Below are 11259 nucleotides of genomic sequence, written 5' to 3'. Positions count from 1 at the left end.
GCTCTCCAGAGCTACGCGGCACCGCCCTCGCCGCAGCCCGTGCCGCCGCGAAGGGGCTCGACTTCGGGGCCTGTCCCGGCGCGGAGGAACTCCCCGGCAGCATGAAGTGCGCGACCGTGGAGGTGCCCCTGGACTACGCCCGCCCCGACGGCGCCCGTATCCCGCTCACGGTCAGCCGGGTGGAGGCGACCCACCGGGACCCCGGCAACAGCAAGCGCCGGGTACCCCGTCAGGGTGCCCTGGTCTACAACCCGGGCGGGCCCGGCGGCTCGGGCCTGTACTTCCCGCTGATCGGCCTGGTCCCGGAGTGGAAGCGGATCGCCGCCGCGTACGACCTGGTCGGCTACGACCCGCGCGGGGTGGGCCGCAGCGCGCCGCTGTCCTGCCAGGACCCGAAGAACTTCGTCAAGGCCCCGTCGATGTCGCCGACGCACCCGTCGGAGTCGTACAAACGTGAACGCGTCGCCCAGGCACGCGCGTACGCGCGCGGGTGCGCCGACCGCTCCGGCGACGCCCTGCGCCACTACCACTCGCTGAACAACGCCCGTGACCTGGAGGTCGTCCGCGCGGCGCTCGGCGAGAAGGGCCTGACGTTCATGGGCGCGTCGTACGGCACGTACTTCGGCGCCCTGTACGCGTCGATGTTCCCGGGCCACGTCCGCCGCATGGTGTTCGACTCGGTCGTGAACCCGGACCCGTCCCGGATCTGGTACCGCAACAACCTCGCCCAGTCCCTGGCGTTCGAGAGCCGCTGGACGGACGTCCGCGAGTGGATCGCGAAACACGACGACGTGTACGGCCTCGGCGACACCCCGGAAGCCGTCCTGCGCAGCTACGAGCGCGCCCGCGCGCAGCTCGCGGCGGAACCGGCGGGCGGGGTCGTGGGCCCGGGGCAATTGCAGCGGGCGTTCCTCCAGACCGCGTACTACGACGACTACTGGCCGCACCGCGCGCGGGCGCTGTCGGAGTACCTGAAGGGCAGGCCGCAGCAGCTGATCGCGCAGGCGGGTCCGGTGCGGGAGTTCGCGGCTGAGGCGGAGAACGCGAACGCCGTCTACACGGCCGTGGAGTGCAACGACGCGCCCTGGCCGACGAGTTGGCGGACCTGGGACCGGGACAACACACGCATCGCGCGGGTCGCCCCGTTCGAGACGTGGGACAACGCGTGGACGAACCTGCCGTGCGCGTTCTGGACGGCCCCCCGCCAGCGCCCGCTGGACGTCCGTACGGCCCCCGGCGAGCTGCCGCCGACCCTCATCCTGGCCGCCGAGCGGGACGCGGCGACGCCGTACGAGGGTGCGCTGGAGCTGCGGCGCAGGCTCGCGGGGTCGGTGCTGGTGACGGAGCGGGACGCGGGCAGCCACGGCATCGGCGGCGCGTCGAACGCGTGCGTCAACCGGCACCTGGAGGCGTACCTCCTGACGGGCCGTCTCCCGGGCCGCCGGGCGGCGTGCGCGCCGCACGCCGAGCCGAGGCCGGCGGACCGCCTGCGCGAGGCGGCCCGCCGGCTGCGGTGAGGCCTTACGCGAGGCCCGCGACCAGTTCGCTCACGGACTTGCGGCGGCCCGTGTAGAACGGCACCTCCTCGCGCACGTGCATCCGCGCCTCGGAGGCACGCAGGTGGCGCATGAGGTCGACGATGCGGTACAGCTCGTCGGCCTCGAAGGCGAGGATCCACTCGTAGTCGCCCAGGGAGAACGAGGCGACCGTGTTGGCGCGCACGTCCGGGTAGCCGCGGGCCATCTTGCCGTGGTCGGCGAGCATGCGGCGGCGGTCCTCGTCGGGCAGCAGGTACCAGTCGTAGGAGCGCACGAAGGGGTACACGCTGACGTACTCGCGCGGGGTCTCGTCGGCGAGGAACGCGGGGATGTGCGAGCGGTTGAACTCGGCGGGGCGGTGCAGCGCCATGTTCGACCACACCGGCGTGAGCGCGCGGCCGAGCTGGGTGCGGCGGAAGAGGTTGTACGCCTCCTGGAGCTGGTCGCTGGTCTCCGCGTGCCACCAGATCATCAGGTCGGCGTCGGCGCGCAGGCCGGAGACGTCGTAGGTGCCGCGCACGGTGACGTCCTTCGCGGCGAGCTGGTCGAACAGCTCCTGGACCTCGTCGGCGTAGCCCGCGCGGTCCTCGGGGAGGACGTCCTTCAGCTGGAAGACGGACCACAGGGTGTAGCGGATGACCTCGTTGAGGTCCTTGGCCAGCTTGCCCTTGTTGGGGATCCTGCCGGGCTCGGTGGTGGGGGCGTTCTCGCTCATGTCCGTCATTCTCCCGCTCCCCCGTGCAGACTCTGCACCGGGTTCGCCGCCAGCTCCTGTACGGCGCTCAGGTCGCCGCCGATCTGGTCGACGGCCGCGTTGGCGCCGGCGATGCAGGCGGGGATGCCGACGCCGTCGTACTGGGCGCCGCAGACCGCGAGGCCGGGGAGTTTCGCGACGTGTTCACGGATGCGGGCCACGCGCGCGTGGTGGCCGACGGGGTACTGCGGGAGGCCGTCGGTCCAGCGGATCACGCGGGTCTCCAGCGGGGTCGCGTCGAGGCCGGTCGCCTCGCGGAGGTCGTGGCGGGAGAGGTCGGTGAGGGCGGCGTCGTCGCGCTGGAGGATCTCCGTCTCGCCGTAGCGGCCGAGCGAGGTGCGCAGGACCAGGACGTCCGGGTCCTCGTCGGCGACCCAGGCCCATTTCTGCGAGGAGAACGTGGACGCCTTGATGCTGTGCCCGTCGACCGGCGGGACCAGGAACCCGCTGCCCGCCGGGAGTTCGGCGTCCGCGCGCCGGTAGGCGAGGGTGACCAGGGCCATCGACGCGTACTCGATCGCGCGCAGTTCGGCGGCGGCGCCCGGCGACTCGTCGGCGAGGAGTCCGGCGGCCACGGGGGCGGGTACGGCGACGACGACGGCGTCCGCGCGCAGCTCGCGGTCCCCGGCGGTCACCCGCCATCCGTCGGCGTCCCGGCGCAGCTCCCGCGCGGGCGTGCCGGTGAGGATCTCGCCCCCGCGCGCGCGGACGGCGTCGGCGACGGCGAGCGGCAGGCTCCCGATGCCGCCCTCGATGCCGGTGAACACGGGCCCGGTCTGCTGGTTGGCGGCCATCTTGGCCTGGAGTTCGCGCACGCCCTCGGTGAGCGAGGTGTGGGCCTTGGCGATCTGGAAGAGCTGCGGGACGGCCGCGCGCATCGAGATGCGGTACGCGTCGCCCGCGTACACCCCGCCCAGCATGGGTTCGACGAGCCGGTCGACGACCTCGCGCCCGAGCCGCTCGGCGACGTACGCGCCGACCGCGACGTCCTCGCCGACCTCCGTGCGCGGCAGGTCGCTGTCGCGGCCGATGCGGGCGAGGCCCTCCTCGGAGAGGACGCCCGCGAGGGCCTCGGCGGCGCCGGGGACGCCCATCACGTGCCCCTTGGGCATCGGGCGCAGGGTGCCCCGGGTCCAGATCGAGGCGGTGGCCGTGGCGGGCGGCTGGAGGCGGCCTCCGAGGCCCACCTCGCGCGCGAGGGCGACGCCCTCGGGGCGGCGGGCCAGCATCGACTCGGCGCCGAAGTCGGTGCGTACACCGGCGATCTCGCCCGGCAGGAGCTTGCCGCCGACCCGGTCCGCCGCGTCGAGCACGGTCACCCGCGCCCCGCGCTCCAGCAGCCGGTAGGCCGCGGCCAGACCCGCGATCCCGGCTCCGATGACGACGACCTGCCCTGTACCGCCCGTACCTGCTGCGCTCATGGATCCAGCCTCTCAGACCCGACTGACAACGCTTCCCTCGCGGTGTGGCCGGGGCGCGTCCCGAACGTGACCTCTTCGGAACCCGGATACGCCAACGTCGAAGCGGGTCCGCGCGTCGAAGGAACGTCCGTCGACGCGCCGCGTCTTCACACCACTCGGGGGGATCTCCACATGCCCGCACGCAGATCCGCACACGCTCTCGCCGCGTTCCTCGCGGCCGTCGCCCTCGCACTCGCCGGGTGCGGTGCCGGCGGCGACGCCGGTTCGACGTCCCAGGACAAGGCCGCCGTCAAGGAAGGCGCCGCCAAGGAGGACGCCGACGCCGCGCCCGGGGCCACCGGTCCGGGCCCGTCCGGCGCCCAGGCGTCCACCCCGCCCAAGGCCGCCGCGAGCCACATCATCCGCACCGCCACGGTCAGCGTCGAGGTCAAGGATGTCGCCAAGGCCTTGGACGCCGCCCGCACGGCCGCCGTGGACGCGGGCGGCTACGTCGGCGACGAGACCACCACCCGCGACGAGGAGGACGCCGAGCACACGGAGGTCGTCCTGCGCGTCCCCGTGGAGCGCTACGACGCCGTCCTCGCGGACCTCCAGGGCACCGGGAAGCTCCTGGAGCGGACGTCGAAGGCCGAGGACGTCACCGACCAGGTCGTGGACGTCGCGAGCCGCGTCCAGTCGCAGCGGGCGAGCGTCGCGCGCGTGCGCGAGCTGATGGACCGGGCGACGTCCCTGAGCGACGTCGTCAGCCTGGAGGGCGAGCTGAGCCGCCGCCAGGCCGACCTGGAGTCGCTGCTGGCCCAGCAGGCGTCCCTGAAGGACCGCACGAGCCTCGCCACGATCACCCTGACGCTGTCCCGGACGCCCCCGAAGGCGCCCGAGAAGGCCGACGACGACCCCGGCGTCCTGGACGCCCTCTCCGGCGGCTGGGACGCCTTCGTGACGGCACTGCGCTGGATCGTGATGGTGCTGGCGGCGACCCTGCCGTTCCTGCTGGCGGCTGCGGTCCTGGCGATCGTGTGGTGGCGGCTGGTCCGCCCCCGGCGCACCCCCCGCCCGGCGGCCACGACCCCCGCGTTCGTCTCCGGCTTCCCGCAGACACGCCCCGACACGGCTCCCGCCCCGGAGCGGCCCGAGGAGGGCGGCGAGAACGAGGAGGCCCACGAGGGCGACGAGGCCCACGAGGGCGATGAGGGCAGCAAGGGCGGCGAGGGCGAGAAGACCGAGCGCCCCTGAGCCGCCGCAGCCCTCCGCGCAGGCGCGCGGGCCACGCTCTGGAACGCCGGGACGTCCGCCCCCGTAGCGTTGCCGCATGAGCAACAGCGCACGGCACCGGCTGGTCGTGATCGGCGGGGACGCCGCGGGCATGTCCGCGGCGTCCCAGGCCCGGCGGGCGAAGTCCCTCGGCGAACTGGAGATCGTCGCCTTCGAGCGGGGCCACTTCACCTCGTACTCGGCGTGCGGCATCCCGTACTGGGTCGGCGGCGACGTCCCGGACCGCGACGACCTCATCGCGCGTACCCCCGAGGAGCACCGCGCGCGGGACATCGACCTGCGCCTGCGTACGGAGGTCACCGAGATCGACGTCTCCGGCCGGCGCGTGCGCGCGCGGGATGTCGATTCCGGCGCCGAGTCCTGGACGCCGTACGACCGGCTGGTGATCGCGACCGGCGCGCGCCCGGTGCGGCCGGACATCCCCGGCATCGGCGCGCGGGGCGTGCACGGGGTGCAGACCCTGGACGACGGCCAGGCGCTGATCGACACGCTGTCCCGCGCGCGGGGGCGGCGCGCGGTGGTCGTCGGCGCCGGGTACATCGGCGTCGAGATGGCGGAGGCCCTGGTCAACCGGGGTTTCGAGGTGACGGTCGTCAACCGGGGCCGCGAGCCGATGTCGACGCTCGACCCGGACATGGGCCGGCTGGTGCACCGGGCGATGGAGGGGCTCGGCATCAGGATGGTCGACGACGCCGAGGTGACCGCTCTGCGCGCGGACGCGGAGGGGCGGGTGAGCGCGGTGGTCACGGCGGACGCCGAGTTCCCGGCGGACGTCGTCGTCCTGGGCATCGGGGTCCGCCCGGAGACGTCCCTCGCGCGGGCGGCGGGGCTCCCGCTGGGCGAGCACGGCGGGCTGCTGACGGACGACCACATGCGCGTGCGCGGGCACGAGGACGTGTGGGCGGGCGGCGACTGCGTGGAGGTCCTGGACCTGGTCTCGGGGCGGGAGCGGTACGTCCCGCTGGGCACGCACGCCAACAAGCACGGGCAGATCATCGGGACCAACGTCACCGGTGGCGACGCGGTGTTCCCGGGGGTCGTCGGGACGGCCGTCAGCAAGGTGTGCGACCTGGAGATCGCCCGGACGGGGCTGCGCGAGAAGGACGCCGTGCGCGCGGGGCTGTCGTACGAGACCGTCACGATCGAGTCGACGTCCCGGGCGGGCTACTACCCGGGCGCGGCGCCCCTGACGGTCAAGATGCTCGCGGAACGCCTGAGCGGCCGTCTGCTGGGCGTTCAGATCGTCGGTGGGGAGGGAGCCGCCAAGCGGGTCGACATCGCCGCTGTGGCGCTCACAGCGGGCATGACGGTGCGTCGGATGACGACCCTGGACCTGGGCTACGCGCCGCCGTTCAGCCCGGTGTGGGATCCGGTGCTGGTGGCGGCGCGCAAGGCGGCCCAGAAGGTGGCCGGTTAGGCGGTGCCGGTGAGGCGCGGCAGGGCGGAGACGGCCGCCGCCTGCTCGACGGGCTTCGCGTGGGTGGCGGTGGCCTGGCGGGTGCGCAGGCGGTGGCCGACCGCCTCGTCGAGGGTCACGGGCCGGCCGGTCTGGGCGGCGAGGCGCCCCGCCTCCTGGCCGAGGCGGGCCACGTCCTCCCAGGGGAGCCGGATCACGAGAGAGAGTTCGGCCTCGCCGTCGGGCAGGGCGTGCATGGGGGTGACTCGGTCGTTCATCGCCTGTTCCTCACGTCGTCTCCGCGAGCGCCTTCCCCACGCCGCGGGTGGTTGCCGGTTCATACGCACGCGCGCCGGTCGGCGTTCACCGGTTCGCGCGGCTCATCGCGGGAAGTAGTCCCTCGTGGTCATCCCCGTCCATGACGTGAACCCTGTGCGCCGTACGCCCGTGGTGACGTACGCGCTGATCGCCGCGAACGTGCTCGTCTTCCTGTGGATGCCGGGTCTGGCGGGCTCGGTGAAGGGCGACAGCACCCTGGTGCAGACGTGTCATCTGCACGCCTTCCTCGAACAGTGGGCGGCCGTCCCACGTGAGCTGATCCACCAGCAGATGCCGACGCTGGTGGCGACCGGCGACGTCCGCGCGGGCGGGTGTCTGATGGGTCCGCCGGACTACGACAAGTCGCCCGTGCTGAGCGTGTTCACGGCGATGTTCCTGCACGGCGGGTGGCTGCACCTGCTGGGCAACATGCTGTTCCTGCTGATCTTCGGCAACAACATCGAGGACCGCATGGGGCACGTGCGGTTCGCGCTGTTCTACGTGATCTGCGGCTACGCGGCGTCCTATGGCTTCGCCCTGCTGAACGCCGACTCCACCGACCCCCTGATCGGCGCCTCGGGGGCCATCGCGGGTGTCCTGGGCGCCTATCTGGTGCTGTATCCGAAGGCGCGCGTGTGGGTGCTGGTGCCGTTCCTGGTGTTCCTGCCGCTGCGCCTGCCCGCGTGGCTGGTGCTGGGCTTCTGGTTCGGGCTCCAGGCGTTCTACTCGGCCGGCGAGGGCGTCTCCTCGGCGGGGACGGTGGCCTACGCGGCGCACGTCGTCGGTTTCGTGGCCGGCATGCTGCTGGCCTGGCCGCTCAAGCGGAACACGATCCCGCCCCCGGAACCGCGCGGCCTGCTGTTCGGCAGGCGCGCGCGACCCCGGCACTCCTGGTGACGGCCGCCTAGCGCGCCGTCTGCGTGTGGACGTACTCCGCGAGCCGTGTGAGCGCGTCCGGGTCGGTCTTCGGCATCACGCCGTGCCCGAGGTTGAAGACGTGCCCCTCCAGGCCCGCGGCGGCGTCGAGGACCTCGCGCGCCTTGGTCTCGACGACCTCGGTGCCGGCGAACAGGACCGTCGGGTCGAAGTTGCCCTGGAGCGCCTTGCCGGGGCCGACGCGGCGGGCGGCCTCGTCGAGCGGGACGCGCCAGTCGACGCCCACCACGTCCGCGCCGGCCTCGCCCATGAGGCCGAGGAGTTCGCCGGTGCCGACGCCGAAGTGGATGCGCGGGACGCCGTACCCGGCGACCGCGTCGAAGACCTTCGCCGAGGCCCCCATGACGGAGCGGCGGTAGTCGGCCGGGGAGAGCGCGCCGGCCCAGGAGTCGAAGAGCTGGACGGCGGAGGCGCCCGCCTCGATCTGGACCTTGAGGAACGCGGCCGTGATGTCGGCGAGGCGGTCGAGGAGGTCGGCCCACAGCCCGGGGTCGCCGTACATCATCGCCTTGGCGTTCTCGTACGTGCGCGAGGGGCCGCCCTCGACGAGGTAGCTGGCGAGCGTGAAGGGGGCGCCGGCGAAGCCGATCAGGGGCGTCGCGCCGAGTTCGGCGGTGAGCAGGCCGACCGCCTCGGTGACGTACGAGACGTCCTCGGGGGTGAGGTCGCGCAGCTGCGCGAGGTCCTCGCGGGTGCGGATCGGGCGCTCGACGACGGGGCCGACGCCCGGCTTGATGTCGAGGTCGACGCCGATGGCCTTGAGGGGGACGACGATGTCGCTGTAGTAGATCGCCGCGTCCACGTTGTGCCTGCGGACCGGCTGGAGCGTGATCTCCGCGACCAGTTCGGGGCGGGTGCAGGACTCCAGCATCGGGATGCCCGCGCGCACCTTGTGGTACTCGGGGAGCGAACGGCCGGCCTGCCGCATGAACCACACGGGGGTGTGCGGCACGGGTTCGCGCCTGCACGCCTTCAGGAAGGGGCTGTCGTACGTCGCTGTCGGCGGGCGGCCCGCGGGGCTCTCGTTCGCACTCACGACGGAAAGTCTCGCACGCCCCTGTGACAGTCCCTCCCCCGCCTTGTTCGCCGAGTTTGTTCGCCGAGCGCGCACCCGCGCGTGGGCGTGCGCTCGGGTGTCTTGCCCTGCGCGAAGGTCCCGTTCCCCTTACTCTTCCCCGCATGGCTGCGGCTCAGGGACGACTGTCGGACGGCGCGGGGATGGACGACGCGAACGGGGGTGAGCGGGAGGCTCCGGCGGCCTTCCTGGCTGCCGTGGAGGCATTGCGGGCGGCGCGCGTGCGCCCCCAGATCGAGATGGAGCCGACACCGGCGCCGCAGCGGCTCGCGCCGTACGCGTACGCGCTGGAGGCGACCGTCGTGGACGGCGACCAGGATCTCGCGGACGGGCGCCTGGTGCTGCTGCACGATCCGGACGGGCACGACGCGTGGCGCGGAACGTTCCGGCTGGTGACGCTGGTGCGGGCGGAGCTGGAGCCGGAGATGGCGGTGGACCCGCTGCTGCCGGACGTGTGCTGGTCGTGGCTGACGGGCGCGCTCCAGGGGCGCGGGCTGACGTACGGCGAGGCGAGCGGGACCGTCACGCGCGCGGGGTCGCACTACTTCGGCGGGCTGTCCGAGCGTCCGGCGACCTCGCAGATCGAGATCCGGGCCTCCTGGACGCCCCGTACGGGCCTGGGCGGGGTGCCGGACGCGGCGGCACACCTGGCGTCGTGGTGCGACCTCCTGGCGCAGGTGGCGGGGCTTCCGCCGGCGGGTCCGGGGGACGCCTCCGTGGTCACGCTGCCCCAGCGTCGCGGGCCGCAGTCACGCTGATCCAGCCGCGTCTCCCCCGTTCGGGCGCAACTTGGTCATCCTTTTGTCGATACGGCCACTTTCCATCACCCAAGCGCACCCGAGCGAACCGACTCGATCTTCGGATGATCGATCGCATGTCCGAATTGCACGGATTCTTGCTCACTAGATCGTGATCATTTTCTAAAGGACCCCGGGTTCACTGCCGAAGACGACTGTGACCTTGAAGCTCCGCCCCACTTTCAGGAGGCCCGGTGTCCGTTCTCCTTGAGCAACCCGCAAGCCTGGTCGCCTACCGCCCGAACAAGCCCACCGCGATGGTGGTCGTGGCCGACCCGCGCGTCCGCTCCACCGTCACCCGTCACCTCTGGGCGCTCGGTGTCCGCGACGTGATCGAGGCCTCGTCCATCGCGGAGGCTCGTCCGCGCATCGGCAACCCCCGCGACATCTGTGTCGCCGACGTCCACCTCCCCGACGGCTCCGGTCTCACCCTGCTCTCCGAGACCCGCGCCGCGGGCTGGCCCAACGGGCTCGCCCTGTCCGCCGCCGACGACATCGGCGCCGTCCGCAACGCACTCGCCGGCGGCGTCAAGGGGTACGTCGTCACCGGCACCCGGGCCGGCGTCGGCCTGCCCGGCCGGCCCGGCGCCGCCCCCATCGGCGCCTCGGCCGCGCGCATGCACCGCCGCCCCCCGGGTGCCCCGAGCCACCCGGGCGGCTACCGCGAGCTCTCCGGCCGCGAGGTGGAGGTGCTCCGGCTGGTCGCCGAGGGCCAGTCGAACAAGGCGATCGGCGTCTCGATGGGCCTGTCGGCCCTGACCGTCAAGAGCCACCTCGCCCGCATCGCCCGCAAGCTCGGCACGGGCGACCGCGCCGGGATGGTCGCGGTCGCGCTGCGGACCGGAATCATCCACTGACCCCCGTCCACCGTCCCTGACCCCCCGCGATCCATGCGGAATGAGGGACTCCGGCTGGTTTCACACAAAGAATTCAGGCGGAAGCAAACCCTCCGGACACCCCTCCGCAACCGTCCGTCCACGCCCCGTCCCGACCCGGCCGGAGCCGTGCGTACGGCCGTCCGCACCGCAGCAGGAACCGTTTCTGCCGGTCGTCTCCACCGCGCCCCGCACGGGTCGTACAGCTGACCGGTTTACGCCCCTCCCCCGCCCGTCGACGGAACGTTCCGTCGGCGGGCGGCCTTCTTGCATGGATACCCTTGACAGGTGACCGACGCCCAAGAAACCGCAGCAGCCAGTTCACTGCGAACCACCGGAGGCGCCCCTCCGGACGACGGCGGATCAACTGCTCCGGGGGCGCCGACTCCCTTGCTGGAACCCCGCGAGGGGATTCCCCCCGTGGTCGCCGACGAGGAAGCCCTCGCGGAGGTGATCGCCGCGTTCGCCGGCGGCAGCGGACCCGTCGCCGTCGACGCGGAGCGGGCCTCCGGTTACCGCTACGGACAGCGGGCCTATCTCGTCCAGCTGCGCCGCGCCGGAGCCGGCACCGCGCTCATCGACCCCGTCGCCTGTCCCGACCTCTCCGCGCTCGGGGACGTCCTCGCCGACACGGAGTGGGTGCTCCACGCCGCGACCCAGGACCTGCCCTGCCTGCGCGAGATAGGCATGATCCCCACGCGCCTCTTCGACACCGAACTGGCCGGGCGGCTCGCCGGGTTCCCCCGGGTCGGGCTCGGCGCCATGGTCGAGAGCGTCCTCGGGTACGTGCTGGAGAAGGGGCACTCCGCCGTCGACTGGTCCACCCGTCCGCTGCCCGACCCCTGGCTGCGGTACGCCGCGCTCGACGTCGAACTCC

General features: G+C 73.1%; 11 protein-coding genes. 7 read left to right on the top strand and 4 right to left on the bottom strand.

What is annotated here, in order from left to right:
• The coding region (locus AOK24_RS26885) for an alpha/beta hydrolase (RefSeq protein WP_055722644.1) at positions 1-1517 on the top strand (1517 nt) is incomplete at its 5' end.
• 4 nt (positions 1518-1521) lie between these two features.
• On the opposite strand, the gene hemQ is transcribed toward AOK24_RS26885, so the two are convergent.
• Positions 1522-2253 carry a hydrogen peroxide-dependent heme synthase gene (gene hemQ, locus AOK24_RS26880; RefSeq protein WP_055722643.1) on the bottom strand — a complete coding sequence of 244 codons (732 nt, stop codon included), beginning with the start codon at positions 2251-2253 and terminating at the stop codon, positions 1522-1524.
• Positions 2254-2258: 5 nt separating this feature from the next.
• Entirely contained in the window at positions 2259-3713 is a 1455-nt protein-coding gene (hemG, locus tag AOK24_RS26875; protein WP_055722642.1) for a protoporphyrinogen oxidase, read from the bottom strand.
• Positions 3714-3884: 171 nt separating this feature from the next.
• Between hemG and AOK24_RS26870 the strand changes: the two genes are divergently transcribed.
• Both AOK24_RS26870 and AOK24_RS26865 read left to right on the top strand, forming a co-directional pair.
• Positions 3885-4946 carry a DUF4349 domain-containing protein gene (locus AOK24_RS26870; protein ID WP_079057004.1) on the top strand — a complete coding sequence of 354 codons (1062 nt, stop codon included), beginning with the start codon at positions 3885-3887 and terminating at the stop codon, positions 4944-4946.
• Positions 4947-5022: 76 nt separating this feature from the next.
• Positions 5023-6402, top strand: coding sequence for an FAD-dependent oxidoreductase (locus tag AOK24_RS26865; protein ID WP_055722641.1), 1380 nt, complete (start codon positions 5023-5025; stop codon positions 6400-6402).
• Here the strand turns inward: AOK24_RS26865 and AOK24_RS26860 are convergent.
• A complete protein-coding gene (locus AOK24_RS26860) occupies positions 6399-6659 on the bottom strand; it encodes a hypothetical protein (protein ID WP_055722640.1) in 261 nt (86 codons plus the stop codon). The two genes, AOK24_RS26865 and AOK24_RS26860, sit on opposite strands and share 4 nt — an antisense overlap.
• Before the next feature lie 124 nt (positions 6660-6783).
• On the opposite strand from AOK24_RS26860, the gene AOK24_RS26855 reads away from it, so the two are divergent.
• Positions 6784-7596 carry a rhomboid family intramembrane serine protease gene (locus tag AOK24_RS26855; RefSeq protein WP_055722639.1) on the top strand — a complete coding sequence of 271 codons (813 nt, stop codon included), beginning with the start codon at positions 6784-6786 and terminating at the stop codon, positions 7594-7596.
• Positions 7597-7603: 7 nt separating this feature from the next.
• Here the strand turns inward: AOK24_RS26855 and hemE are convergent, their stop codons facing one another.
• Positions 7604-8671, bottom strand: a complete 1068-nt coding sequence (gene hemE / locus AOK24_RS26850; RefSeq protein WP_055722638.1) for a uroporphyrinogen decarboxylase — start codon at positions 8669-8671, stop codon at positions 7604-7606.
• Positions 8672-8814: 143 nt separating this feature from the next.
• On the opposite strand from hemE, the gene AOK24_RS26845 reads away from it, so the two are divergent.
• The 3 genes from AOK24_RS26845 to AOK24_RS26835 all read left to right on the top strand — a co-directional run.
• A complete protein-coding gene (locus AOK24_RS26845) occupies positions 8815-9468 on the top strand; it encodes a DUF3000 domain-containing protein (protein ID WP_079057003.1) in 654 nt (217 codons plus the stop codon).
• A gap of 233 nt (positions 9469-9701) precedes the next feature.
• Positions 9702-10364, top strand: a complete 663-nt coding sequence (locus tag AOK24_RS26840; protein ID WP_050372116.1) for a response regulator transcription factor — start codon at positions 9702-9704, stop codon at positions 10362-10364.
• 306 nt (positions 10365-10670) lie between these two features.
• Positions 10671-11259, top strand: a 589-nt coding sequence (locus AOK24_RS26835; RefSeq protein WP_167376861.1) for a ribonuclease D, incomplete at its 3' end; no start/stop codon positions are given.

Source organism: Streptomyces niveiscabiei (assembly GCF_001419795.1).
Lineage (GTDB): Bacteria > Actinomycetota > Actinomycetes > Streptomycetales > Streptomycetaceae > Streptomyces > Streptomyces niveiscabiei.
Note: the sequence above shows the minus strand (reverse complement) of the source record. Positions and strands in the feature narration are given on the sequence as shown.

Bases quoted from the DNA above. Each gene is read 5' to 3' on its own strand.
- AOK24_RS26845 (WP_079057003.1), top strand. From the start codon at position 8,815: ATGGCTGCGGCTCAGGGACGACTGTCGGACGGCGCGGGGATGGACGAC.
- AOK24_RS26860 (WP_055722640.1), bottom strand. From the start codon at position 6,659: ATGAACGACCGAGTCACCCCCATGCACGCCCTGCCCGACGGCGAGGCC.
- AOK24_RS26870 (WP_079057004.1), top strand. From the start codon at position 3,885: ATGCCCGCACGCAGATCCGCACACGCTCTCGCCGCGTTCCTCGCGGCC.
- AOK24_RS26865 (WP_055722641.1), top strand. From the start codon at position 5,023: ATGAGCAACAGCGCACGGCACCGGCTGGTCGTGATCGGCGGGGACGCC.
- hemQ (WP_055722643.1), bottom strand. From the start codon at position 2,253: ATGAGCGAGAACGCCCCCACCACCGAGCCCGGCAGGATCCCCAACAAG.
- hemG (WP_055722642.1), bottom strand. From the start codon at position 3,713: ATGAGCGCAGCAGGTACGGGCGGTACAGGGCAGGTCGTCGTCATCGGA.